Raw genomic sequence first — 26,417 nt, 5'->3', positions numbered from 1 at the left:
AAAAAAGTAACTTTCAAAATAATGATGCATAATAAAAATTGATGTGAGTATCTTTGCGTTATCTATTCGTTATTACTTCTTTTATAATTTGTGAAGGCTCTTTCGTAATAAGCTGTCGATGATATTCTGTTATACGTTCCTGATAACGTTGGACCTGATTTTTGTTTTGAAAAAATGAATTTATTTGTTCCTCAAGTGTCTCTTTTTCATCTTTCCATTTATTTAAATAGAAAATCACACCTAACTTTTTTAGTTGTTGTAAATTAATTTCTTCTTGCGCTGGTAGTACATGATAAATAAAAATAGGTTTTCTTTTAAATAAACTTTCACTTATTGTTACTCCCCCAGGTTTTGTAACGATTGCATCTATTTGATCATAGAGTTTGTTCATTTTTTCCCTACATGTAATATATTTTAAAGGTGTTATGTTATCTCGCTGTAATTGTTGAAGCTTTTGATATAAATTGTCATTTTTCCCGCATAACACATAAAAGTGAATTTTTGTTTCCGTTCCTATTTTGTGAATTAAATCTTCTATTGCCCCAACCCCTAAACTTCCTCCGGTAATTAAAACTGACAATGCAGAAGAAGTAAAGTTTACTATATGCTCTTTTTGTTTTTTTATCTTTTTATGAATAGGAATTCCTGTTATAAAAATTTTTTCATTACTTATTCCTTTGTTTTTTAAAAATCCCTTCATATGATGAGACGGTACAAAATGAAAATCAATATTTTTAATGCCCCAACAACTATGAATGAAATAATCTGTATATACATTTATAACTGGCGTTTTCAATTCACCTTTTTCTTTCAAATAGTTTAATACATATGAAGGTAAAGCATGAGTGCAAATGATTAGATCTGGTTGTTTATCCCTTATTAATTTTCTCATGAATGGTACAAACAGAAGTTCATATAATCGATAACGTTTGTTCTCTTCGACATTTTTGTAAACAGAGTTTTTGTATATCCAATTATAAAAATCAGGGAATTCTTTAATCCATTTTAAATACACATTTGAAACCAATGCTTCTATTCTTCCGTAACTATACGAGAGAATATCCACTAGATCACATTTTATATTGAATTGATCCTTTTGTATTCCTTCTATTAATGCATGTGCAACTTGATGATGGCCTGATGGAATCTGCAAAAATGGCAAAAACAAGATAGTCTTTTGTGTTGAATGTTTCTCCATAAATCACCTCTTGAAGTACACTTAACGATGCGTCTTTTCATTCATTTCTATTATTATGTGGCACTTCTTTTTTTCTATTCTGGCAACTATTTCGAATAAATTACGATGGATTTCGTTCCATAAATTACATACAAAATGACAGGTTTTTTCATGTATAATTTTTATAGAAGGAGTGATGTGATTGAAAATTTTATTACTATCCGTTTTATTTATTATTCTCTTCTATCTATTTAAAAAAGCTCACAAAAACACAACCGATGTCATGATAAATAAAGTTCAAATAAATCAAAAGCAAACCCACGTGCATGATCCGATACTAAATATTCTACACCTTTCCGATATGCATCTCGAAAATATATCTATTTCCCCAGTTCAGCTTTATGAAAAGCTAAAAGATGAATCAATTGATTTGATTGCACTTACTGGGGATTTCCTTGACCGAAAACGTACAATTTCTAAACTTGCTCCATATTTAGAGGTATTAAGTCAATTACATGCAAAGCATGGTATATATGCTGTTTTTGGGAACCATGATTATGTATTACGTGAAAAGGACTTACAAAAATTAAAAGAAATACTTGAACAATATGGTTGCAAGGTTATGCAAAATGAAAACCATGTTATTTACGTTCAAAATAAACTTGTAAATATTATTGGTGTTGATGATTTTAGTACGAAACGCAGTGATTTAATAGCTTCTTATCGAGGAGTTAAATCGGGAACAAATTTAGTATTAACTCATGATCCGAACATTGTGCTCCATATGAAAGAATATCCTTTTGATTATTTATTAGCTGGTCATTTCCATGGTGGCCAAATTTGTTATCCAAAAGCCTATCATCTTGCAAAAATGGGTAAGCTTGCAAGAATGAACGTTATAAAAGGACTTCATATGCAAGATGGAAAACCTTTTTATATTAGTGAAGGGCTAGGTCAAACGGCAGTAAATATTCGAGTTGGAAGTCGACCAGAAATTACATTGCATCAACTATCAATATCAACAGTTAAGAGTAGCGAACTTCCTGCAGTATAAGATGTAAAGGCTGTTAACGGACTTAGTTAACAGCCTTTACATCTTATTGTCAAATTATTTTGAATGCAGTATATAAAATCGCATTGACTTTTTAACAAATGCGATTAACATTTTCTTTTAGCAATTTCATCTCGAACTTCACACTTATATATGTGTAATAAATTCTCCTTAGACATAAATAAATATTTTGGTGAGGTAGATATACTGTTCTTTATCATTTTGAAAATCGAATCGTTATTAGATAATAAACATATTGGTAAAAATGCTAACCATTTAAACCATTTATAAAAAGGATTAGAAATAGAAACAAATTCAAAACCTAATCGGTCAGCTCCTCTGTTTAACATTGAAATTCCAATTATCCCTTTAATCTCATCTCCCCTAGAATGATTTTGAATATATGCCCCAAGACTAGGTAAGGACTTTTTAACATGTTGATAAATAAATCGCCCTTTTGTAATGTCATTTTTAACGGACTTCATTTCATTGATTAAACGCACATTATGTAAATGAATTTTAACCAAGATATCATTCTTATTGATTTGTGTACCGTCAGAAAGAGTAACATGTTTCCCCTTGTAACGAGTGAGTCTTACGCGTAAAATATTTTCCTTGTAAATTTCGTTATGAATATAAGTTAAGCGAGTGAATTTATAATATATCGGATCAAGAAAATTCCAAACCAATAATACATAACTTTTCATTTTGTTTTCATTTCCCTTTTTAAATTTTTAATAAAACTATTTTGCATATTTTTATTAAAAATATTTAGGGAATCTTAGGGATTTTAGTAAGAAAAATCAAGAAGGATTAGTATAAGTTGGCATCATAAATTTCTATAAAATATTGCAACATAAATCATGTGAAATTGAACTTAGTGTTTCTTTTTCCTAATTATTTTTACAGGGGGCAAAAAATGAATATTCTTAACTTCTTGATGTCATTATTCAATTCTGGTAGAAGAACGCAGCAAATGTTTAATTTGTTTAGAAATAGAAGGAATAATAGAGGATGGATTTGGGTTTCTTTACTAGGATTAGGAACAGTTTTTAGTGTAGTAGCAGCACGTAATGCAAATATGATGAGACCTATCCAACGTTTGTTCCAAGGTGTTCAAAATACAACAAGAACATTTATTCCATCCAAAGTAAACTTGGCAAATATGGAATTTGCTGATGAAATTACGCCTAACAGTCAAAAAAAGCAAGGTACTCAAAACCAATAACTATCGTGAATAATAAAAAACTCGTTTTTTAGTCACGAGTTTTTTTATTATTCTTAGTGACTCCACAGTTGCGTCGAATAGATTTTTCCCTTTTTTATTACAACTTCACTTTGTTGTTGATAACCAATAACATAGCTTATCTTGTACGGTTCGTTTAATATTTTTAAACGCTTATTCAATATATTCGCTCTATCAAGATACCCAAAATTTAGAAATCATACTTTGGGTAGAAAATGTATACTCTAAATATTGAATCCATGATTATAGGGAGGAATTCAATTATGACAGTAATTACTAAGCTTAAACAAACTATTTCTGGATTAAAAAGTGCTCAAGCATGTTTAGAAGGGTTTGTTCTTGATACTGACAATCAGTCAGCAAAACAACTGTATCAAAATGCAGCTCAGCAAACACAGACAATTATTGATTCTTTAGAACCACGTGTTCAGGAGGTTCAACAAGAGGAACCTCAGTATAATCAATAAAACTAAGTAATCTCCAAATCTTTGGTATAAGTCGTATAATGGTTAGATTTATATATCTGGAAAGTATTTAAAAAAAGATGCTTCAGTTTCATTCTTTTTCTTCAGGTAATAAAAATAAACCAAGAAATAATAAATTTTCTGTATATTATATAACAGTAAGCAAACTCCAATTTCTTTTTGTTAGCTATTATCAACATTAAAAACACCAACTTTTTTCACATTTGAATGAACCAGACATTTTATCGTATAGAATGTTTTACTTATAGCGCTTGCTTTCCACAGAGCACTTTTATATAGTGCTCTGTACTGTTTGTAGAATAGACATTTTTATTTCTCTTACCATATTTTTATGAAGTCTGCACATACTCTTCCTAAACCGGTTGAACTAGCGGCTTCACTCTTTTTAAAACTAGGAAGACAATTAGTTTTCACGTTAAACTCATGAAACCCACAAGCAGACACCTCATATCGTTGTCTACCAAGCTCAAAAGAAGAATTTTGTATATTGTGTAAATATCTACACATACTATCCTTAATCCGCTTGGGCTGCGGTTGTAGTCTATTCAAACTGGCAATCTTCGCTTTAAACGCTTTACCCGGCAGACAGCTTAAGACGTTGTCTGCCGAACCATTAATGTTTTTCTATAATTAATCATAATTTTGTACATACTTTTTATAAGCTACAAGCAATTGTACCAAGTGTATAATCTTCTACTTGTAAATTCCCACCTTTATTTACAATTTGTTTAATGTGTTGCCCCGCCGCACGCTACAATATCATTTTCTACTTCTAATGCGACTTGGATTAACAATCCAATTCCCTTTGTAATAACAGGCAATGACATACTCGGTTGCCCTGGATGACTACTTGCTTGTTCTGGTAAAAACGGAATATGTATAAATCCGCCTCGAACTACATTTTCGCTTTTTGCTAACATATGCATCAACCCATAAAAGAGATGATTACAAACAAATGTACCTGCCGTTTGCGAAACAGAAGCCGGTATGCCTTCTTCCTGAAGTTTTTTCACAATCGCTTTCATCGGAAGTGTAGACCAGTACGCAACTGGCCCTTCTTCAATCACAGGTACATCTACAGGTTGATACCCTTCATTATCAGGAATCCTTGCATCATCCACATTAATTGCTACACGTTCCACTGTAATGTCTGGGCGTCCTCCAGCTTGGCCAATACAAACAACGAGGTTTGGTTGAACGTCTTCTATATAGGACTCTAATACTTGTAATGATTTATGAAACACAGTCGGAACTTGTTTACTAACAATCTTGTAATCTCCAATCGCTTGACCGTCAAGTTGTTTTGCAACTTCCCATGCAGGATTAATCTCCTCTCCACCAAAAGGTTCAAAACCCGTTAACAATACTGTTTTCATCTTTCCCACTCCTTACTAAAATCGATATACAAGCCCGTACATGATAAACATATTAATCACAAAAATAGTAACCGCAATTGGTACTTGCGCTTTAATTACCGCATTTTTATCTTTTAATTCTAATAGCATCGCTGGTACAATGTTGAAATTCGCTGCCATTGGCGTTAACAATGTCCCGCAATACCCTGCAAACATTCCAAGCGCTGCCATAATCGCTGGGTTACCACCGTGCATTTGCACAATAAGCGGTAAACCAATCCCGCCCGTAATAACAGCAAATGCCGCAAATGCATTGCCCATTACAACTGTAAACAACATCATCCCTAAACAATATGCCATAACAGCAACAAATGGATATTCTGTCGGCAATACTTGTCCTACTAAATCAGATACAACCTGACCCACACCAGATTTTGCGAAAATACCGCCAAGGGCCGCTAACATTTGTGGTAAAATGACTGCCCAGCCGACAGCTTGTAATAATCTGCTTCCCTCTTGCACTGGTGCTGTTATTTTTGCTTTTGTGATTCCCATTGCCGCTACGAAAGCGAGCAATGCGCCAAGCGCTAATGCAATTAATGTGACTTTATCAGGATCAACGAGAGATACATTTCCAAACTTTAACTTTCCTAAAGTTAACGTACCAATAATCGTAAAAATAGGAATTAAAATAGCAGGCATGAATATTTTGTTTCTTAATTTCTCTGCATGTTTCACACTCTCTTCAGTAGGCGCTTCTTTTTCATTTGATTTCATTACTTTATTCAACGATGCTAAAACGACCATCGCTAATACGATACAACCGATATAAAAAGATGGAATGATATTCCCAAATAAAAATGTGATAGAAAATAATGCCCAAAATAAGCTTGAACCAAAACGATTCGGATGCTGACGATCAAAAGCGACACGAATTGCGACAAAGGCAACGATAATACCTAATAAATAATAGATTGTATCCAGTGTAATAATATTCATCTTATATCGCCTCTCTTTTTTCGTTCTCTTCTTTTTTCATCGTTTTTTCAATATATTTATCAAACTGTTTAAAACGAATCCAACTTACAATAAAAGCTGAGATTGCCGTAGGAATTCCCCAAAGTGCCATATCCCATACACCAACATGCATTCCTACAGAATCAAAGAATCCTTTCATTAATAAAATTGCTCCTGTTGCGATAAAAATATCTTCGCCGAAAAACCATGCTGTATTTTCAGCTGCCGCTGCATTCGCTTTGATCTTTTCTCTCAATTTTTCTGGAAGTTTTCCATAACGGCCTTGCGCAGCCCCTTCTGCCATCGGTGCAACTAGCGGTCTTACTGTTTGTGCATGTCCACCAATGTTCAGTCCTACTGCCGCTGATCCTTCACGAATCGCGAAATATGACATAAGTACTCTTCCTGTTGTAGCACCTTTCGATTTCGTTATTAACGCTTCCGCTCTTTCCTTTAATCCATATCTTTCTAGTATTCCAATGACAGGAAGTGTTAATAAAATCGGCATAGACATATATCGGTTTTCAATAAAAAACTTTCCAAACATACTAATCACATCATGAAAGCTCATCCCTGAGATCATTCCCGTTGCGATGCCCGCAACCATTACAACTAGTAACGTATTCAGACGAAATAAAAAGCCAACCGCTACAAGCAATATTCCAATTAATTTCAGCATCTACGTATCTCCCCTTCTCCTATTTTGGTGCACAAACAGAAATATTATTGAGTTGTAATATTCTGTATATTTCTTCCGCAAATGATACTGCTTTCTCTCCATCACCATGTATACAAATGGTTTGTGCATGTATCGGTACATTGTTTCCATCAATAGCTTGTACATTTCCCTTTTGCACCATCTGAAGCACTTGCTGAATCGCTTCCTCTTCATTTGTAATAAGTGCATTTTCTTCTGTTCGGCTCGTTAATGTTCCATCCCGTTGATATGTACGATCTGCAAATGCTTCCTGAATCAGCTTTACTTCGTATTTGTTAGCAGCTTGCACGAATGCACTATTCGCTAATCCATAAAGAAATAGATTTGGATCCATATGATGAACCGCTTTTACAATTGCCTCTGCAATCTCTTGATCTGTCGCCGCCATATTATAAAGTGCGCCGTGCGGTTTTACATGATGCAACCTTCCTCCTGCCGCCCTCACAAAACCATCTAATGCTCCGATTTGGTATAAAACATAGTCATATACTTCATCTGGTGAGACGCGCATCATTCTTCTTCCAAACCCTAATAAATCTGGAAAGCCAGGGTGAGCACCGATTTCCACATTATTTCTCAATGCTTTTTCTACAGTTTGACGCATAACAGTTGGATCCCCAGCATGAAAACCACATGCAATATTTACTGATGAAACAAATGGAAGGATTTGATCATCGTTTCCAATTTGATATGCGCCAAAACCTTCTCCTAAATCGCAGTTTAAATCAACGGTAACCATATTCTATTCCTCCTTTAAGCTTGTAACGCGATAAATTTCTTTAATAAATTCATATTTTGTTCTTGCTCTATGTAAAGTTCTGTCGCTTCTGTTATAGAAGTCTTTGTAAACGTGACATAGTCGCCTGGTTTCAATTGTGCAAGAATCGGTAAATCAGCAGATATCACATTGCCAATTCGCGGATATCCCCCTGTCGTTTGTCTATCCGCCATTAAAATAATTGGATGGCCCCCAGACGGCACTTGGATTGTTCCAAACGTAACTGCACTTGATAAAATATCGGACTGTTCGATTCTTTTTAATTCCTCACTTTCTAACCGATAGCCCATACGGTCAGCGTAATTCGAGATTTTATATTCTTGTGTAAAGAATGCTTCTAAACTTTCACCCTTAAAATGATTCCATTCAAAATCTAGAAGAACTCGAATCTTTGGATTACGACTATATGTAGGTAAAACATGGTTACATATACCCCAGTGCGCTACGATTCTTTCTTCCTCTATCAAATTTCGAATCATACTCGCACCAAAGTTTGACGGTGTACCAATTTGAAACAGATCCCCCTTTTTCAATGCTCGCCCTTCTATTCCACCTATTGTTGCTTTTACATATGTACTTTTACTTCCCATACTCCTTGCAACATGGATTCCACCAGCAAATGCTACATATGTCCGGCATCCAAGCGGCGCCTTTCCAAAGCAAAGCATACTCCCTTCTTTCGCTAATATTGGTCGCCATAATGGAACTGGTTCTCCGTTTAACAACGGCTCCATATTCGCGCCGCCAATTGCAAGTAATGTTGTTTTTTTGATAAGTAATTTCGGCCCCATCATTGTAATTTCTAGTCCAGCTTCATTCTCTTCATTTCCAACTAACATATTGATCATTCTTAATGCCGCCTGGTCCATCGCACCGCCAACAGGTACACCGTATTGTTGATAGTGGTACCTTCCTAAATCTTGAACCGTTGTAAACATCCCTGCATGTAAAACCTCGACATTCATTCCCTCGCTCCCTCCATAGCTAGAAACTCTTCCTCTGTTATTGGGATAAAACGTAAATACATTCCGCTCTGCACATAAGTAGGTGGCTGCCTTGTTGGCTGAAATAAAGAAACAGGCGTCCTGCCAATAATATTCCAACCACCTGGTGTTTCTAATGGATAAATTCCAGTTTGATTTCCGCCAATCCCAACCGAACCTGGTGCTATTTGCAAACGCGGTGTTTGTTTTCTAGGCGTCTCTAATTCTTTTGACATTCCACCCAAATATGGAAACCCCGGTGTAAACCCTAGCATATATACAAAATAAGTTGCTTCGCTGTGAAGGCGAATAACATCACTTGTACTTAATTCATGATATGCCGCTACTTCTTCCAAATCGGGACCATATTGTCCGCCATAACAAACTGGAATCGAGATACAATCGTATTGCAGTTGCACCTTATTTTGATTTTTGTGAAGTACTTCTTTCACGTATTCACATATAAAATCATACGGCATTACCTTTCTTTCATTTTTCTCCCACACTTTATATCCGTCATAGTATACTGTTAAAGAAGCAAATGAAGGTACACACTCAATCATTCCATAGAACGGATTTTCTTGTAATAGACGGTATAAATGTTGCACATTTTCATATATATCCAAATCAATTGTTTCTCCAAATGTCACAACAACTGCTTGATCCCCTAGTGCTGAAAATTTCATCATATCCCTTCCTTTTCACCAATCCAGCCAAGTTCTTTTGAAATTTGGTGTGCCGTTTCTTTTACTTTTGTAATAAAGTTTGGAATTGCCGATTCATTATACTCTACTTCTAATCCTGAAATACTAATACCAGCTATTACAGTACCATCGCTTGCAAAAATAGGTGCTGCAATTGCAGCTGTATGATTCTCAAGTTCCGAATAGCTTAACGTATATCCTTCTCTTTTCGTCTTATGTAACAGGTTTTGCAACTCTTCTTTATCTACAATCGTTCCATCCGCAAATCGTTGTAATTGTACTTTCTCTATATACTGTATTTGATCGTCTTCTGAAAAATATGAAAGTAAAATACGCGGACATGCTCCTGCATATAAAGGTGCCCGCCTTCCAATCTCTGTGTATACTCTTACTGGTTGATCGCCATCCATTTTTTCAATATAAATTGCCTCATTACCATCTTGAATAATTAAATTGACAGCTTGACCAAGAGAATCTCTCAGTTTTTTCATATAGGGCTTTGCGATATTTCGTACAGATAATCGCTTTGACACAAGTTGACCAAATCGTAAAAATACCAATCCCAGCCTATAACTTCCCCTTTTTGTTTTTTGTAAAAGACCCATTTCTTCAAGTGAACCAATTAAACGGTATACAGAAGTTTTTGGCATGCCTGTATAATGAACCATTTCCGTTAACGTTAGTTCTTCATGTTCATAAAAAAGTTCTAAAATATCCATCGTTTTTACTGCCGTTTTATTTACACTCATCTTAACTCTCCTAAGTTCCGAAATTCAGAACAATAATTCCGTTTTTCGAAACAAATATATAATTTAAAATTATAAAATATTCTTTCTACTTAAACAATATTTTTCTAAAATAAAAAATCGAGTATAAAAGCTTTGCACTTTCATACTCGATTTACTATTTACTATTTACTATATTTCTATTGTTTCCCCATGTTATTCTAACTACTTAAATTAATATTCAATGCTTTTTAACGCATATATGAAAATTCTCTCTTTAATGCAGTGCTCTTACTTGTTGCAACGGCCAAAATACCACTTCACCTTTTCCGACAATTTGATCTTCAGAAACAAAACCAAACATGCGACTATCTTTTGAAACTTGACGATTATCTCCTAATACAAACACTTGACCTTCCGGTACTTTTGTTTTCCCCGTTTTTTGTTCTAGTGTAAAATCAGGAGTTAATGTTCCTTTAGGTACTTCGGCCTTATAATCCTCCAAATATGGTTCATCGACCGCTTTTCCATTTACGTACAATACATCGTTTTTATACTCAACTGTATCTCCTGGCAAGCCAATTACTCGCTTCACTAAATCATGTCCTTCTTTTCCATGAAAAACGATAATATCAAAGCGCTCTAACCCCTGTATATTAAAACCAATTTTATTTACAAGTACACGCTCATTATTTTCTAGAGTGGGCATCATAGATTCACCTTGTACGAGTGAAGGGGTAAATAGAATACCACGTACAATAAAAGCGATTCCTACTGTAACACCTATCGTTTTAACCCATGAAATGATTTCTTTTTTCTTACTTTTCTCCATCTTTTCCCCTCTTCTCTAGCATGATAATGACTTTGTTAATTCCACTAAATCTTGTACGGATTTTTGATCAATTTCAGCAAAACAAGATTTCCCCTCTCGAACTGCAGTACCGACATGCGCTTCTGAAATTCCTGTTTCATTCAATAATCGCTTTATATTTTCTTTTGTCACACCACTTCCTACAATGAGCTGGATATCCCCTTGACTTACTCTTTGCATTTCATGTAAGACAGGAATATTCTTTTCTATATCTCCTTGCCCACCAGAAGTTAAAATATGAGTTATATTTTTAAATTTGCGTAATATTTTAACTGCACCAACAGGATTATCTACATCATCTATCGCACGATGAAATGTAACATTCATTCCATCTATAACAGATAATAAATCAGCTAATTTCTCTTCATCAATTTGATTTTGTTCATTCAATACACCTAATACAACACCTGCTGCACCAAGTTCTTGTGCAATTTGTATGTCCTCTTTCATCATTTCGATTTCTTCTGTTGTATATATAAATGATTTAGCATGAGGGCGAATCATAACATGGATAGGTATGTTTACTGCTTTCGCCGCTTGTTTTATAAAAGCGTAACTTGGGGTTAACCCACCTTCTGTATATGCTGAAATAAGTTCAATTCGATTTCCACCAGCTTTTTCAATTCGTTTCACATCTTCTAAACAAGTTGCAATGATTTCTAGCATAAAGCTACCTCTTTTCATACTTTTTCCACATTATTATACCGCAGCACAAATCAGAAACCTAGGTTTCCCATGTAAAACATGAAAAAAGGGATAAAAAAGAAAGATTTTTCAAACTCCTATAAAACAAAGCCTTGCTAGGTTATAAATGAAGTAGCTTAGTAAATACATGAGAAGATTCATATGTAATTGATAATATTTTAAAAAAACGGTAGCAAGCGGAACATTACAACCAAATCAAAGTTTGAATAATCATTTAAGCTCTTTCGCTACCTCGCTATCACCTGGTTTTTATTCTATTAATGTATATAATGACGACGGGACATCTGGTAGTTTCACCTTAAAGATCTCCCCTCAGTAGTTTTCTATAAAATTTAGAAAACTGAGTCCGATCCTCAAAGGGGCGGATTGATTTTTTATGAAAGGACTTTTGACATACTTGAGAAACATATGAATTTCTTTTCTTTATTTCCATAATACCTATATTTCTGTTATTCTTTTAATATAATTCAAAATTTTGTAATAAATCACACAAGGGGGCTCATTATACGATGAATATGAAAGTTTCAACATTGACGGTAGCAACTGTCGCAGTCGCTTCTCTTTTCCCATCCATTACTGAAGCAGATACGCAAACAACAGCTGTACAACCAAAGAGCAACGTAAAAATCGGTTATGTAAAACTTGATAACGTCCAACTATATCAAGGAAATACAACAAATAGTGATTCCCTTGGAAGTATTTCATATAACTCGCCTGTTATTATTCTTGAAACCACACATAACTGGTACAAGGTAAATTCTCAAAACAAAATTGGTTACATACAAAAATCTAATTTGTCTTTGACAAAATTAAGTGAGCAGCGTAACCAACATATCGTAAATGTAACTGCTTTAAATGTTCGTTCAAAGCCAAGTTTACAATCATCAATCCTTGACGTGTTACCAAACGGGACATTTATCTCCGTACAAGAAACACATTATGACTGGTATCTTATCTCTCACAACGGAAAAACAGGATACGTCAAAAAGGAATTTGTATCGAATCGTTCACAACCATCCGTTAAAGGCATTACTATACAAAATAATTCTTACTATGTTGCAACTCCTAAATTAAGAGTACGAAGTGGTGCAGGAACAAATACTACTGTTATTGGCTCTTTACAAAATGGAACACAAATACAAGTAGTAGGTAAAGTAGGTTCGTGGTATAAGATTCGTTTTGGCTCTGGATATGGGTATGTTGCACAGCAGTATGTATTACAAAATAAACAACAAGAAAAGTCAGTCTCACCTTCTATACCTGCTGTTTTTAAATTCCCAACACAAGGACAAGTTAGCTCAAACTTTGAAGTTAGATGGGGCCAAATGCATTATGGTGTCGACTTTACGGCAACTGGAGATATGCCAATTCGTGCTGCAGCTACTGGAAAAGTTATCAAATCTTACTATTCTAGCAGCTACGGAAACGTCGTATTCGTCACTCATTACATAAAAGGAAAATTATATACAACTGTTTATGCGCACATGAAAAACCGATCTGTCCAAGTCGGAGATCGCGTTCAAGCTGGACAACTGTTAGGTCAGATGGGGGATACGGGTCATTCAACTGGGCAACATCTTCATTTTGAATTACATAACGGGGAATGGAATTTTGAAAAAACAAATGCAGTTGATCCACCCCCTTACTTAGTTAGGTAGGTAACATCTTATGCTACGTAATATTCCGTTACTCATTGAGTATCTAGCTTTTTTCGGCCTGATCTGTTGTTTCCTTATTTATGATACCAATATATATTTTTTAAGTGTTCTCATCTTATTGGTAAGCTGTGAGATATTACTAGAAGTATTTAAAATACGATTCAAAAAACGCATTTCTCATTTATATACATCACTCATTATAATCGTTTGTCTAATCATTAATTTAAAGATTGATGGTCTATTTATATCAAGTATGTTTCCAGTATTTTTTATAGGCATTCTTCTTATTGTATCCCAGTATATCTACGTACCTGAACATAACAAAAAAGAAGATATAGAAACCAAAATTGTATAGTCTTTTCTAACATATATATCCATGTAAAAACCACTTTTGAAATATGATTCAAAAGTGGTTTTCTCTGCATAAAGTATTTCGCTTTATAACTCCATACTGTTTAAAATATCTTTTAAAGCCTTTAACTCTTCGACCATCAATGTGACACCTTTTCCCATCTTGTCATGCTCTGGTGCCCAATCACGCAGGTCATATTTCGGCTCTTTTCCGTTCCAACTGATTAAATTGAGTTCTTTATTCCAGCCTTTAGGTGACTGTGATATAGCTCCAAAAGTTTCTTTAATATCAAATTTAATTTCTGCCACGATTGTTCCTCCTTTAACATATATATTCCCTAATTGACTCTCCTACATTCTCTCATATGTGATATCGATAGAGCTAATTTTCTGCATAAAAACTATCGTCAGCGGATTCTTATTTTTGTCGTTATTTATTGCACAATCGATATATTTGATAAAGCACCGATAAAAAGTCATTTACCCTTTCACAACACTCCTCCTCGATATTTTCTATTCCCCGCACACCTCAAAAAGGACTTCGATATACACGGAAGTCCTTTTCACACTTACCGTTTATCAATTTTCGCAGCAATTCTATTCCCAATAAATTGCACAGATTGAACAAGGATGACAAGCATAAGTACCGTAACAACCATAACATCTGTTTGGAAGCGATAATATCCAAAGCGGATTGCTAAGTCCCCAACACCGCCGCCTCCGACAACCCCTGCCATAGCGGAGTAAGAAATAAAACTTACCGTTAAAACGGTTAAACTTAATACAAGGCCCGAACGCGCTTCAACAAGTAGCACTTTCCACACGATTTGCAGCGGTGACGCCCCCATTGCCTCAGCGGCTTCAATCACTCCTTTTGGAACTTCGCGCAGCGCTTGCTCTACGAGTCTCGCAAAATATGGAATAGCTGCTACTGATAAAGGAATCGTTGCGGCAATTGGACCAATTGTAGTTCCTAATAGAGCTCTTGTAAGTGGTACTAGTGCAACTAGTAAAATGATAAATGGAAATGAACGAATAATATTTACAATGCCGTTTAAAATACGATGAACTATATTTTGTTCCAAAATTTGTCCTTTGCTAGTAAAATATAAAATTACCCCTAAAGGAATACCTAAAATAATTGCTGCTCCAACTGACAGTCCAACCATTAATAATGTTTGTAAAAGTGATGTCCAAATCTCTGGAAGGAGCGGGATAACATTATTGAACATGTGCAATGCCCCTCTCTTGCTCTACTCCTAATAAGAGTTTCGCAATTTCTGTTGTTGGTTTTAAATGTTGGTCGCGTAAGTGGAATGATTCAACAACTTCTCCTTCTTCCATTACCGCGACTTTATTACAAATTTGTTTAATGACATTCATTTCATGCGTTACAATTACGATTGTAACTCCTAACTCTTTATTTATCTTTTGTAAAAATTGCAAAATAGATCGTGTCGTTTTCGGGTCGAGTGCCGATGTCGGTTCATCACAAAGTAATACCTTAGGATCATTTGCTAATGCACGAGCAATCGCAACACGCTGTTTTTGTCCACCGCTTAGTTGTGAAGGAAAATGATGTGCTTTATCACTTAAACCAACGATCTCCAAGCATTCACTTACACGTTTTTCTTTCTCTTCTTTTGAAACGGATTTTAATTCTAATGGCAAAGCAATATTATCCGATACACTTTTATTATGAAGAAGATGAAAGTGTTGAAAAATCATCCCGATTGACTGTCTGGCTGCTCGTAATTCTTTCTTTGATAGCTTTGTTAAGTCTTCACCATTTACAATCACCGAACCAGAATCCGGCTTTTCCAGTAAATTCATTGTACGTAATAACGTAGACTTTCCCGCTCCACTTAAGCCAGCAATTCCATATATATCATGTTCTTCAATTTGCAAAGATACTGATTTTACACCGTGAAATAAACCTTCTTTCGTCTGAAACGTTTTATTGATATCACGAAGCGTTATCATGTTCACTCACTCCTTTTCAATTGATTTATAAGCATCGTCTGCTAGTAATGAGAGTGTTACATCATCCATTGGTGGATTGTGCAAACCAGCGCGAACATTTAAATAATACCGGTGCAGTGGATTCTTTTCAGATAAACTTTTTGCTCCCACAATTCTCATTGCCTTATCAACAATTGATATCGCCGCATTCGTCGCAATATATTTCGCTGCTGCTAATTCTGCTTGCAGGGATTGTTTATCTTCCGCCTCACCATATTTTTTCGCAACTTGGTATAAAAAAGTACGAGCTTGCAAGAGTTCGAGTTCTAATTCGCCTACTAATCTTCTAACGTTTGGAAGCAAACTGATTGGATGGTTTAAACTATTCGGTTGATATGATTTTGCAAAATCAACCGCATAATTTCTTGCGGCCTGTGCAATTCCTAAATAGCATGCTGGTATATGAAGTAACCATCCAATTCCTTTTGGTTTCGCCTTCGAACCTTTTATATCTGTAAAAAATTTATCTGGGATTTCAACATTCTGCAGTACAAGATCATGGCTAGCGGTTCCACGCATCGCAACACTATCCCAAGTCTCTTCAATTAACACACCCTTTTCATGTCTTGGGATTACAAATTCTCCGATCTCATCTCGCCCTTCAATACTCGCTGAGATGATGAAATAATCAAGTACAGGTGCCATCGTTGTAAAAGTCTTTCTTCCGTTTATAATCCACTTATCGCCTTTTTGGACAGCGAGCGTTTCTGGCTTTCCTCCCCGCGTTGGGCTCCCTGTCTTTGGTTCAGTTGCTGCCCGGTTAAAAAGAGCGCCTTTTTTTACTTCTTCACAAAACCACGTAAACATCTCAGGTTTCCATGAGCGATTTTCCGCAAGTTCTTTCACTATTCCAAGATGCCAACCGATTGATAAAGCTGTTGCCCCGTCTCCCTCTGCAATCTTTTCTTGAAATAAAACAAAATCATACAATGAAATGGCCTTTCCTCCGACATCTTTTGGTAATGTTAACTTCGTATAACCGATATTCTGCAACTCTTTAATATTTTCAAAAGGAAAAGATCCGAGTTCACTCAGTTGATGTTCCCTTCCTGCAAATTGCGGAATTAATGCCTTTATCTTCTCCAATACGAGAACTTGTTCTTCTGTTTCTATAAATGATAATGTCATATCAAGATCTCCTTTACTTTAAGTAATCAGGAAGCACAAATCCTTCAAATTGTTCTTCAGATTGAATCATCTTTTTAAATTCTGGTGAATGGTACGCTTCCATTAAGTCTTTCGCAAATTGTTTTTCTTTATCTTCATCACGAACCGTAACAATAATTCTATGTTGCGGAGGTGTTTTTTCTAATTCCAATGCTTCTTTTAACTTATGTCCAGATGAAATGACAAGGTTTCCGTTAATAATGCCGTAATCTAAATCTTTCATAGCTCTTGGTATTTGTGGTGATTCAAGTGGCACTAATTTGAAATCTTTCTTTTTAAACGTTATGTCTTTTTCAGAGATTGTTAAAATATTTACATTTTCTTTTAATTTCACCCAGCCAATCCCTTCTAAAATACGTAATGCTCGTTCTAGATTAACTGGATCATTTGGTACCCCAATCTTCATTCCATCTTTCAAATCATCTAATGATTTATGTTTTTCAGAGTATACACCTTGAGGTGCTGATGGAACTTGAATAATACTTGAAATTTTCGCATTATTTTCTTTTGCGTAAGACTTCATAAAAGCAGTACTTTGAAATATATTTGCATCAATATCCTTATTCGTTAACGCTGGATTTGTTTCGTTTGGTGAATTAAACTCAACAATTTTAATTTTATATCCCTTTTTTTCTAAATACGGTTGTACTGCTTTTTTCACTTGATCGCTATATGGACCAGGTGTAAACCCTAAACGAATCTCTTTTTGATCGCCCCCTGATGTCTGCGTACAACCAGTAATGATAAATAAACTACATACAATACTTACAAGTGCAAAAAATAATCGCTTCATCCTTTCTCCTCCTATTAAAAAACAACCTTACATATAAAAGAAGGTTGTCATTTCTTTTCCTTCTTATCTACTCGGAATTAGCACCTTTTTATTACAAATAGGTTGCTGAAGTTTCATCGGGCCGTTCCCTCCACTTCTCTCGATAAGATTATATTTGATTATGCTCTCTATTGTGTCACTATTCCGATGAAAATACAAGGTTTTTATTTTAAAATTTTTCAATAATTTGTAAATATATAGAAACCCTAACCCATCTTTATATAAAAAAGGATAGACTCCGTAGAACCACTCTACCTTTGTCTATCCTTTTCTTTATTTTTTAATCACCTTTCAAAATACGTAAAGGTAACGATGCGACATACCCAATATAAGAACATAATTCTTTAAAGAAAAATGGAATTTCTGTATCTAATGTTTTATATGCTGACGTTGGCGTTGGTGATGCATATGCATCCATCCCAATATGCTTCGCTATTTTCATCGCTCGCTTCATATGAAGAGGATCACTTACAATCGTGTATGTATGTAAGCCATTATCAATTCCAACCTGTTTCGCATTCTTTAAATTATCTTCTGTAAAACGCGACTGTGTTTCAATTAATATATCTTCATCCTTTACATTATGCTTTAATGCATACGCTTTCGCAGTACGTGCTTCTTCCTGCTCTGCTTCAAATTTCGTACCACCTGTAAAAATAATTTTTTTAATACTTCCATTCTTATACAAAGAAATCGCATGATTGATTCTTTCACGAAATACAGGAGATGGTTTTCCGTTCCAAGAAGCCGCCCCTAGTACAACAGCAGCATCTGTATCTACCTCGTCCGTTTTAAAGCGATAATTCCAAATATCGTAAGCTGCATAACTTACAAATAGAATGATAGAACTAACCATGAGCAAGAACACCTGCAAGACTCTTCTTTTTTTACTTTTCTTATTTTGTTTCATTTGTACTGGCCCCCGTGCATTATCCATACTTCTAAAAAATAATCTATTTTAAATCATTATATTTGAGTTCATTTGAAAGAAGGCACTTTTCTCAACAATTGATTGGTGCTATAAAGGGTTTTCATTCAAATAGAGGATTTTTAATTTACTATTTTTTGTGGTTCATATTTTATGAATTTGATTTATGTACAAAATTTCTTATGCAACTCTATTGTAACGAATTTCTTCACAGAAGGGAATGATGAAACAAAAGTATATAAAAGAAGTAATCATTTTGTAAGAAAAAAAGAAGGGATTTTTCTATTTTCATAGAAATGCACCTCTTTTTTCTATCTATTTTATAATCCAATATTTCATATGCTGTTCTTCCAGTACACATTTGAATCCTGTTTTTTCTAAAACCTTACTTGAGGCAATATTACTCTTGAAACAATCTGCTTTAATGATTTGCACCTCATTAGTCTGCTGTAGCCATTCAACGAAAGCTTTTGCCATTTCAGTTGCATAGCCATTCCCTTGATATTCTGGCACAATACTATATCCAATCTCTACTGTACCCATTGAATCAGGTGCACCTTTACAACCCATATCACCAATAATCACATTATCTTCCTTATGAATAATGAGGCCACTCCACTTACTTTGCTCCGGATTTTTTCGTAAACCTTCCGCAATCCACGATAAAATATCTTTATAATCAGGCATGGGCCATTCTAAAGATATTTTATATGGTATGATTTCTTGCAGCTCTCCTCTTCCTTTTATCGTTGCCTCAACAAACTCTAATGTAAAGGGAATCATCTTCAGTCTCTTTGTTTCAATATTTACCATGTATACCTCCTATTTATACAAATCCATTTTTTTCAGTAGTTGTTCTTTCACAACTGGCCACTCACTCGAAATGATGCTATATACAACCGCATCCCTGACATAGCCACTCGGCAACTTTCTTTCATTTCTTAGTACACCTTCTTTTACCGCACCAAGCCTTTCAATTGCGCGCTGTGCTTTTTCATTGCGCAAATCTGTCTTTATTTGCACACGCAGCATTTGCAATTCTTCAAACGCATATTGTAATAATATGTACTTACATTCGGTATTGATACTTGTTCGTTGTACACTCGGATGATACCAAGTTTGGCCAAGTTCAACCGTTTTGTTATCATTGGAAATACTATACAAACGTGTACTCCCTACAACTTCATTCGTTTTTTGATCTATCACAACAAATGGTAAATCCGTTCCCCTTATATAACGTTTTACTGCCGTTTCAACATATCGCTCCATATCTTGATAGCTTTCCATTTTAAATATTAAATACGTCCATATTTCCTTATTTCCTTCCACAATTGAAAACAATTTTTCTACATCATTTGCACCCATTAATCGTAACATTGCTCTTTCATTTACTATTTCCATAAAAAAATCCCCTTTTCTATGTATATAGCTATATTATAGTTTGCCGCTCAGTATATATCAAAATATTCAAAATATCATTTTCTACCACTTTAAATCCAATCATACAGAAAAAAAAGACTCCCCTTTATAACGCAAGTGAGCCTTTTTCACCTCTCAAAGTAAAATATAGAGAATATATTTAATCCCTTTTCTCCAAATTATTATTTTTGTGCTCTAAAATTTTTTCTAACAAATTTTCAATAGATTGCAATCTCAATTTAATTTGAAGTCCGATCGTAATGATACTAAATATAATTCCTCCCAACATTCCAAACAACAAAGAATCCATATTATCTCTCCCATTATTTATTTCAATAACCGTATACATGCCAAAGCTTGTACATGGTGAATGGTTCGCACCCCAAAATTTCTTTTACTAGAAATCCAAAAGAAATCACTTTAATAATATAAGAGTGACCTTTACACTCTTAAAGCAACACATATGCAATTGGCGTAATAATCACCAATGTTAAAATTGTTCTTTGCACATACAAAATAATAAGTTCAGAAACTTTTAACGGAATATCTGTAGACAAAATACATGGAATCGACGCTGAAAAAAATAAAATAGATGATACCGATACAACGGCAATGACAAACTTAGTTACAAGCGGCGCACTCACAACAAGTAATGATGGTAAAAACATCTCAGCAATTCCAACTGATGCTGCTTTTGCGGCTAGTTCGGCTTCTGGAAGTTGCAGCAGCCATGTAAATGGATAAAAAATATAACTAATCCAATCAAATACCGGCGTATACTTTGCTAGTAAAATACCGATTAATCCAACTGACATAATAGATGGCAAAATTCCCATCGTCATAATGAATCCATCTTTTAGGTTGATTAAAATATTTTTCATCACACTTGGCGCAGATTTCGATACTTCTAATGCATCTTCCCAAGCACGTTCTAACTTCTTCTCTTTATAGACTGGTTCTGGAAAACCTTCTTTAGTAATGTATGTATCTGGTTTTGTTCGTAGTGGTGGGATTCTCACAGTGATAGCGGTTACAATGAATGTTACGATAAGTGTGGTCCAAAAATATAAATTCCATAAGTGCATAATGTTTAATGTTTTGGCAATGATGATCATAAATGTTGCCGAAACCGTTGAAAAACCTGTCGCAATAATTGCTGCTTCTTTAGTCGTATACTTTCCTTCTTTGTACACACGATTAGTAATGAGCAAGGCCAAAGAATAACTCCCAACAAAAGAAGCAACTGCATCAATTGCTGATCGTCCCGGTGTTTTCCATAGTGGCCTCATAATTGGTCTACAAAATGTACCGATAAACTCTAATAGGCCATAGCCAACTAATAATGCTAAAAATGCCGATCCAATTGGGACAAGTAAGCTTACCGACACGACTAGTTTTTCATAAAGAAACGGTCCAACATCAGGAGCAAAAAACCAAGCTGGTCCTATTTTAAAACAGTACAATACTCCAAATATGACTCCAATTACTTTTAAGAGTGAAAAGCACATATCTACAATGGACGCATTCCATTTCTTTGTATAAAACGGATATATTGCACCAATTGTCATGACAAATAAAGCATAATATGGGACAGCTGATGGAACTACTGCTCGAATCCAAGATACAATGTGGTCAATCATGATTGATGACGTACCATTGATTGTAACAGGAACAAAAAACATAAAGATACCAATCAAACTAGCAAGGATAAAACGAAGAATGATTTGTTTCTCCTGCCCTGTTTTTACGATTTTGTTTTCTAATTCAATTTGACCCAATTCCTCTACACCTCCAGTTATCTAAATATTCTGTATAAATAGTTCGTACTCCTCTTTTTTCTGTATATATTAAATAACAACTGTAAGATGTAAGTGTAAACCAACTATCCGAAAAAGGATGGGAGCTATTTTCCCATCCTTTTTCGATACTTATTATGACCATCTACCACGCCAATATGCTCAAAACCATTATTTTTGTAGAAGTTGTTTAGTTTCGTATTATTTGCAACACAATCTAACTTTAAGAACGTTTTGTCAGTATTCATATTATCTTGAATCCACATCAAAGCCCCTTCGCCTATTCTATTTTTCATACACTTAGGGATAATCGCTAGTCTATGTAAATATAGTGAATCAGAAAGAGCATCTTCACCAAAAATATGGCGATCCCATTCACTTTGTATGGAAGACAGTGTAAAAGTGCCTATTATTTCATTCTCTTTTAAAATGATGTAAGTGTTTTTATTGTTTATAGCTTGAATGATTTCTTCGTCATCTCCACCTGCTAAGAGATACTGCCACTGGTCGATTTCTTTCTCTTTTAACCACTGTGCAACTTCTTTTAGCATATGGATAATGAGAATACTTTCCTCGCCATGTGCAGTTCTAATTTGATAACCTTCAAGAGTATTTTGATACAATGTTTCTTCCTCCTTTTTCGTACCTCGACTCTTTATTTCAATAAAAAAGAAATAATCAATTTACCTTTAATAAGGAATATAATTTTTCTCCTCGTAACTTAAAAAAATTCTAGATGTTCTTCAAGTAACCTTTCACAATTTTCTCCTTCTAAAATTTCAAATGTCTTCTTAACAAAATTCCAATTCAAGCAACCAGACAACCATAATAACGAGGACAGTCTTTCGTAATCAGTCGAATCTAAAAAATCACCTGCATCATATCCCTGCAAAAATGCTTGAGCAACTTTAGGACAAACTTCATGTGAGGATATTCCTTTCGTCCGAGAATACCACTTTATAAGCCACGCTAATCCTTCTATGCGATCTACATAAGTAATTGATTCAAAATCTACAACAATGCATGTGAGTAGTTTAATAAACATTTATTAGACTACTCACATGCATGAGAAAACATTGCCACCCTTTAATTCTTACTTCCTTTATTTTGTTTATAGATAAGATTAAGAAGTTGAATATATTCATCTTCTTGTCCAATATCATATCTGTTTCCATCAATGATTTTCCCATACACGTTTTTCATTGTAAGTAAAGAATGGATCGCGTCAGTGAGTTGATACTCTCCTCCGACTCCAGGCTTTATGTTTTTTAACAACGGAAAAATATCTGGTGTAAAAACATACCGACCAATCACTGCAAAATTAGATGGGGGATTTACTTTCGGTTTTTCAACAATATCTGTAATTTGCATATAATCCTTTTTTACTATATCCCCTTTTACAATTCCATATTTTCCTAAAGCTTCGTCCGGTACTGTATGGATACCTATTACACTACTGTTTGTCTCTTGGTATATCTTAATTAATTGATTTAAAGCTGGTTCTTTATCCGAAATTACGATATCATCTGGTAAAAGTACAGCAAAAGGATCATTTCCTATAAATGTTTCCGTTAGTTTTATTGCTTCACCCAGTCCCCTTGCATACGGTTGCCTCGTATAATGAATTTGAATATCCGGAATAGAAAATTCATTTAATAAATGTGATTTATCCTCTCTTTTTAAAAACGCTTCCAATTCTAATGAATAATCAAAATAATCAACTATTAAATTCTTTGTTCTTGAAAGAACAATTAATATTTGTTCAACTCCAGAATTTACAGCTTCTTCTACAATATAATGAATCGCAGGTTTATTTCCTATCGGAAACATCTCTTTTGGAACTACTTTTGTAATAGGTAGGCTACGCGTTCCATAACCAGCAGCTGGAATTATTGCTTTTTTTATCACGATCCTCGCTCCTTCATCCTATTTCCAATAGTATATTCAGTAATTCGTTACCCGCTCATCAATCTATCAAAAAAAGGCATTTAACTTATCCATCCCTATCGTTTATCGTATGAATAGGGCTTTTGATATGGCACAAGTCAGACTTGTCCATCAATATAATATAAAAGCAGGTACAAATTTTCAGAAAGGTGAGTGCCTTATTATGGACATATGTATAATAGGTTCTGGCTATGTTGGACTAACCTCAGCAGCAGTATTAGCAAATTTAGGACATCATGTTGTTTGTGTTGATAAAGACCAAAGTAAAATTGATATTCTTCAAAAAGGTGACCTTCCTATTTACGAACCGGATTTAAAAGAGCTTCTATATAAAAATAGAAATCGTTTAAAATTTTGTAGTGATGTTGGTCAAGTTATTAATCAAACACCTGTTATTATGATTGCTGTTGGAACTCCTTCCGCCCCCAATGGAAAAACGGATTTACAATACATTTATTCTGTTATCGATGTAATAGCTCAAAACATAAAATCATATAAAACGATTATCACAAAAAGTACAGTTCCACCTGGTACAAATCAACTCATAAGTGAAATGCTCATAAAAAAAGGGATAGACGCTTCACTTTTTAATATTGTTTCTAATCCCGAATTTCTTCGAGAAGGATCCGCTGTTCATGATATGCTCTTTCCAGATAGAACAGTGGTAGGTACACAAAAAGACGATACAAAATCGCTTAAAATTATGCAAGAAATGTATAAAGATATAAAAGCTCCATTCTTTCATACAACTTTAAATAGTGCGGAAATGATTAAATATACTTCCAATGCTTTCTTAGCCACAAAAATATCTTTTATCAATGAAATTGCTAGAATTTGCGACGCATATCAAATTGATATTACTGAAGTAGCAAAAGGAATCGGGTACGATTTCCGAATTAACCCTCATTTTCTCCAAGCTGGAATTGGATATGGTGGCTCCTGTTTCCCGAAAGATTTGAATTCATTAATCTATACAGCGAAGAGCAAACAAGTCGAGCCTTTCATTTTACAAGCTGTTCAATCTATTAATTCCACACAAGTAGACTATTATATTGAAAAAATTAAGGACAAATTTAAAGACTCTAATTCAAACCGAATTACAGTCTTAGGAATTTCCTTCAAACCGCTTACAGACGATATACGCTATTCGCTTGCTATTACACTGATTGAAAAATTAATTCCTCTTGGTTACGAAATTCATACCTATGATCCAAAAGCCCACCTTCCTTCTCCTCTAAAAAAGCATGTCACGGAGCATACTCACTTGGAATCTTCTATAATAAATTCTGATTGTGTAGTCATTGCGACAGAATGGAATGAATTTAAAACACTTGATTGGCAACAAGTGAAAAAAATGATGCGAGGAAGTACCATTGTTGATGGTCGTAATTGTATTGAAAAAAATGAAGTAGAAAAACATGGTTTACAATATATAGGAGTTGGTCGTCCATGAAAATTCTTGTTACAGGCGCAGCCGGTTTTATCGGTTCCCATCTATGTCAAGCATTACTCAAAAACGAATCCTACAATTTAATTGGGATCGATCATTTCATCGGTCCTACTCCCGCTACATCAAAGCATCAAAATATACAACAATTCAAAAATCACCCACGGTTTCAATTTATACAAAGTGATCTTTTAACTACTGATTTATCTGAGCTTTTACAAGATGTAAATATTGTCTATCATTTAGCTGCAATTCCCGGTGTACGAACAAGTTGGGGGAAAGATTTCGATCCATATGTTTCCAATAACATTCTCGCTACACAGCGCTTACTTGAAGCCTGTAAGCATATAAATTTAAATAAATTTATTCATATCTCTACTTCTTCTGTTTATGGTGAAAAAACAGGATCAGTTTCTGAAGACTTGTTTCCTACCCCTTTATCACCATATGGTGTGACAAAGTTAAGCGGAGAACATCTATGTCATATATATCAAACAAACTTCCATATACCAATTGTTATTCTAAGGTATTTTACAGTATATGGACCGCGCCAACGTCCTGATATGGCATTTCATAGACTAATAAAACAAATGTTAGAAGATAAACCTCTTACTATTTTTGGTGACGGAACTCAAACACGTGATTTTACTTATATCGATGACTGTATACGCGGTACCATAGCTGTTTTAGAAACACAAAATCATATAATAGGTGAAATCATCAATATTGGTGGAAAAGAACGAGCATCCGTTTTAGATGTCATTTCCTTGCTAGAGAAAAAACTTGGTAAGAGAGCAAAAATACATTTTCTCAACGCAATACCCGGAGAGCCTAAACACACATGGGCGGATATTTCTAAAGCAGCTTCCCTCTTACAATATTCCCCTTCCATTTCGTTGGCTGACGGGTTACAAACGGAGATCCATTATTTAAACCCGCTCTACAACGGAGAGTAACTTATGAAAGTATCATATTTATGTACAGAAAAGCTGCCCTCTCTAGCAATTAGAAGGAAAATCATCCAAGTTTCAATAT

28 protein-coding genes, 1 pseudogene and 1 riboswitch are annotated in these 26,417 nt (G+C 34.7%); of the genes and pseudogenes, 6 read left to right on the top strand and 23 right to left on the bottom strand.

What is annotated here, in order from left to right:
* Positions 1-58: 58 nt before the first annotated feature.
* A complete protein-coding gene (locus LOK41_RS12275; protein ID WP_241816719.1) occupies positions 59-1,198 on the bottom strand; it encodes an MGDG synthase family glycosyltransferase in 1,140 nt (379 codons plus the stop codon).
* 181 nt (positions 1,199-1,379) lie between these two features.
* On the opposite strand from LOK41_RS12275, the gene LOK41_RS12270 reads away from it, so the two are divergent.
* Positions 1,380-2,231 (top strand): metallophosphoesterase, encoded by an 852-nt coding sequence (locus LOK41_RS12270; RefSeq protein ID WP_241816718.1) that lies wholly within the window; start codon positions 1,380-1,382, stop codon positions 2,229-2,231.
* Positions 2,232-2,335: 104 nt separating this feature from the next.
* Here the strand turns inward: LOK41_RS12270 and LOK41_RS12265 are convergent, their stop codons facing one another.
* Positions 2,336-2,935, bottom strand: a complete 600-nt coding sequence (locus LOK41_RS12265; RefSeq protein ID WP_241816717.1) for a YkoP family protein — start codon at positions 2,933-2,935, stop codon at positions 2,336-2,338.
* A 212-nt stretch (positions 2,936-3,147) separates the two neighbouring features.
* Here LOK41_RS12265 and LOK41_RS12260 point away from each other — a divergent pair, with 212 nt between their 5' ends.
* On the top strand, positions 3,148-3,456 hold the full coding sequence (locus LOK41_RS12260; RefSeq protein ID WP_241816715.1) for a hypothetical protein: 309 nt from the start codon (positions 3,148-3,150) through the stop codon (positions 3,454-3,456).
* Positions 3,457-3,737: 281 nt separating this feature from the next.
* On the top strand, positions 3,738-3,941 hold the full coding sequence (locus LOK41_RS12255; protein ID WP_241816713.1) for a DUF1657 domain-containing protein: 204 nt from the start codon (positions 3,738-3,740) through the stop codon (positions 3,939-3,941).
* A gap of 746 nt (positions 3,942-4,687) precedes the next feature.
* On the opposite strand, the gene pcp is transcribed toward LOK41_RS12255, so the two are convergent.
* The 9 genes from pcp to LOK41_RS12210 all read right to left on the bottom strand — a co-directional run bounded on the left by pcp (position 4,688) and on the right by LOK41_RS12210 (position 11,776).
* Complete coding sequence (gene pcp / locus LOK41_RS12250) at positions 4,688-5,335, bottom strand: pyroglutamyl-peptidase I (RefSeq protein ID WP_241816712.1); 648 nt, start codon at positions 5,333-5,335, stop codon at positions 4,688-4,690.
* Between the two features lie 15 nt (positions 5,336-5,350).
* Positions 5,351-6,313, bottom strand: coding sequence for a DUF979 domain-containing protein (locus LOK41_RS12245; RefSeq protein ID WP_241816710.1), 963 nt, complete (start codon positions 6,311-6,313; stop codon positions 5,351-5,353).
* Position 6,314: 1 nt separating this feature from the next.
* The gene (locus LOK41_RS12240) at positions 6,315-7,010 is read right to left on the bottom strand and encodes a DUF969 domain-containing protein (protein ID WP_174101159.1); all 696 of its coding nucleotides are present in this window, start codon (positions 7,008-7,010) and stop codon (positions 6,315-6,317) included.
* Positions 7,011-7,029: 19 nt separating this feature from the next.
* Positions 7,030-7,788, bottom strand: coding sequence for a 5-oxoprolinase subunit PxpA (pxpA, locus tag LOK41_RS12235; protein WP_241816709.1), 759 nt, complete (start codon positions 7,786-7,788; stop codon positions 7,030-7,032).
* A gap of 14 nt (positions 7,789-7,802) precedes the next feature.
* Positions 7,803-8,792, bottom strand: a complete 990-nt coding sequence (locus LOK41_RS12230) for a 5-oxoprolinase subunit C family protein (RefSeq protein ID WP_241816708.1) — start codon at positions 8,790-8,792, stop codon at positions 7,803-7,805.
* The gene (pxpB, locus tag LOK41_RS12225; protein WP_174101156.1) at positions 8,789-9,496 is read right to left on the bottom strand and encodes a 5-oxoprolinase subunit PxpB; all 708 of its coding nucleotides are present in this window, start codon (positions 9,494-9,496) and stop codon (positions 8,789-8,791) included. The genes LOK41_RS12230 and pxpB overlap by 4 nt, the downstream gene beginning before the upstream one ends.
* On the bottom strand, positions 9,496-10,263 hold the full coding sequence (locus tag LOK41_RS12220; RefSeq protein WP_241816707.1) for an IclR family transcriptional regulator: 768 nt from the start codon (positions 10,261-10,263) through the stop codon (positions 9,496-9,498). The genes pxpB and LOK41_RS12220 overlap by 1 nt, the downstream gene beginning before the upstream one ends.
* A 253-nt stretch (positions 10,264-10,516) precedes the next feature.
* Positions 10,517-11,071, bottom strand: coding sequence for a signal peptidase I (gene lepB / locus LOK41_RS12215; RefSeq protein ID WP_241816706.1), 555 nt, complete (start codon positions 11,069-11,071; stop codon positions 10,517-10,519).
* 15 nt (positions 11,072-11,086) lie between these two features.
* Positions 11,087-11,776 carry a copper homeostasis protein CutC gene (locus LOK41_RS12210; protein WP_241816704.1) on the bottom strand — a complete coding sequence of 230 codons (690 nt, stop codon included), beginning with the start codon at positions 11,774-11,776 and terminating at the stop codon, positions 11,087-11,089.
* 548 nt (positions 11,777-12,324) lie between these two features.
* On the opposite strand from LOK41_RS12210, the gene LOK41_RS12205 reads away from it, so the two are divergent.
* The gene (locus LOK41_RS12205; protein ID WP_241816703.1) at positions 12,325-13,473 is read left to right on the top strand and encodes an SH3 domain-containing protein; all 1,149 of its coding nucleotides are present in this window, start codon (positions 12,325-12,327) and stop codon (positions 13,471-13,473) included.
* A gap of 438 nt (positions 13,474-13,911) precedes the next feature.
* Here LOK41_RS12205 and LOK41_RS12200 read toward each other — a convergent pair whose 3' ends face one another.
* The 12 genes and pseudogenes from LOK41_RS12200 to LOK41_RS12145 form a co-directional block, all read right to left on the bottom strand.
* A complete protein-coding gene (locus tag LOK41_RS12200) occupies positions 13,912-14,133 on the bottom strand; it encodes a YdbC family protein (RefSeq protein ID WP_241816702.1) in 222 nt (73 codons plus the stop codon).
* A 260-nt stretch (positions 14,134-14,393) separates the two neighbouring features.
* Positions 14,394-15,056 carry a methionine ABC transporter permease gene (locus LOK41_RS12195; RefSeq protein ID WP_174101150.1) on the bottom strand — a complete coding sequence of 221 codons (663 nt, stop codon included), beginning with the start codon at positions 15,054-15,056 and terminating at the stop codon, positions 14,394-14,396.
* Positions 15,046-15,807 (bottom strand): methionine ABC transporter ATP-binding protein, encoded by a 762-nt coding sequence (locus LOK41_RS12190; protein WP_241816700.1) that lies wholly within the window; start codon positions 15,805-15,807, stop codon positions 15,046-15,048. Before LOK41_RS12190 ends, LOK41_RS12195 begins: the two co-directional genes overlap by 11 nt.
* Before the next feature lie 6 nt (positions 15,808-15,813).
* On the bottom strand, positions 15,814-16,974 hold the full coding sequence (locus LOK41_RS12185) for an acyl-CoA dehydrogenase family protein (protein WP_241816699.1): 1,161 nt from the start codon (positions 16,972-16,974) through the stop codon (positions 15,814-15,816).
* Positions 16,975-16,987: 13 nt separating this feature from the next.
* Entirely contained in the window at positions 16,988-17,806 is an 819-nt protein-coding gene (locus tag LOK41_RS12180) for a MetQ/NlpA family ABC transporter substrate-binding protein (protein WP_174101147.1), read from the bottom strand.
* Positions 17,807-17,866: 60 nt separating this feature from the next.
* A riboswitch (SAM riboswitch) is annotated at positions 17,867-17,955 on the bottom strand.
* 170 nt (positions 17,956-18,125) lie between these two features.
* The gene (locus tag LOK41_RS12175) at positions 18,126-18,755 is read right to left on the bottom strand and encodes a YdcF family protein (RefSeq protein WP_241816697.1); all 630 of its coding nucleotides are present in this window, start codon (positions 18,753-18,755) and stop codon (positions 18,126-18,128) included.
* 333 nt (positions 18,756-19,088) lie between these two features.
* Positions 19,089-19,586, bottom strand: a complete 498-nt coding sequence (locus tag LOK41_RS12170; RefSeq protein WP_241816696.1) for a GNAT family N-acetyltransferase — start codon at positions 19,584-19,586, stop codon at positions 19,089-19,091.
* Positions 19,587-19,595: 9 nt separating this feature from the next.
* Positions 19,596-20,174, bottom strand: a complete 579-nt coding sequence (locus LOK41_RS12165; protein ID WP_241816695.1) for a GNAT family N-acetyltransferase — start codon at positions 20,172-20,174, stop codon at positions 19,596-19,598.
* Positions 20,175-20,641: 467 nt separating this feature from the next.
* Positions 20,642-21,970: a YjiH family protein gene (locus tag LOK41_RS12160; RefSeq protein WP_241816693.1), complete on the bottom strand. Its 1,329-nt coding sequence runs from the start codon at positions 21,968-21,970 to the stop codon at positions 20,642-20,644.
* A gap of 125 nt (positions 21,971-22,095) precedes the next feature.
* Positions 22,096-22,611 (bottom strand): GNAT family N-acetyltransferase, encoded by a 516-nt coding sequence (locus LOK41_RS12155; protein ID WP_241816692.1) that lies wholly within the window; start codon positions 22,609-22,611, stop codon positions 22,096-22,098.
* A gap of 55 nt (positions 22,612-22,666) precedes the next feature.
* Positions 22,667-23,006: pseudogene (locus tag LOK41_RS12150) on the bottom strand (aminoglycoside phosphotransferase family protein); the annotation flags it as partial.
* Between the two features lie 68 nt (positions 23,007-23,074).
* Positions 23,075-23,896 carry a UTP--glucose-1-phosphate uridylyltransferase gene (locus tag LOK41_RS12145; protein ID WP_241816691.1) on the bottom strand — a complete coding sequence of 274 codons (822 nt, stop codon included), beginning with the start codon at positions 23,894-23,896 and terminating at the stop codon, positions 23,075-23,077.
* Positions 23,897-24,098: 202 nt separating this feature from the next.
* On the opposite strand from LOK41_RS12145, the gene LOK41_RS12140 reads away from it, so the two are divergent.
* Complete coding sequence (locus tag LOK41_RS12140; RefSeq protein ID WP_241816742.1) at positions 24,099-25,388, top strand: UDP-glucose dehydrogenase family protein; 1,290 nt, start codon at positions 24,099-24,101, stop codon at positions 25,386-25,388.
* Entirely contained in the window at positions 25,385-26,338 is a 954-nt protein-coding gene (locus LOK41_RS12135; protein WP_241816689.1) for an NAD-dependent epimerase/dehydratase family protein, read from the top strand. The genes LOK41_RS12140 and LOK41_RS12135 overlap by 4 nt, the downstream gene beginning before the upstream one ends.
* Positions 26,339-26,417 lie beyond the last annotated feature (79 nt).

This window comes from Bacillus sp. TL12 (assembly GCF_022625245.1).
Lineage (GTDB): Bacteria > Bacillota > Bacilli > Bacillales > Bacillaceae_G > Bacillus_A.
This window is presented reverse-complemented; position numbering and strand designations above follow the sequence as displayed.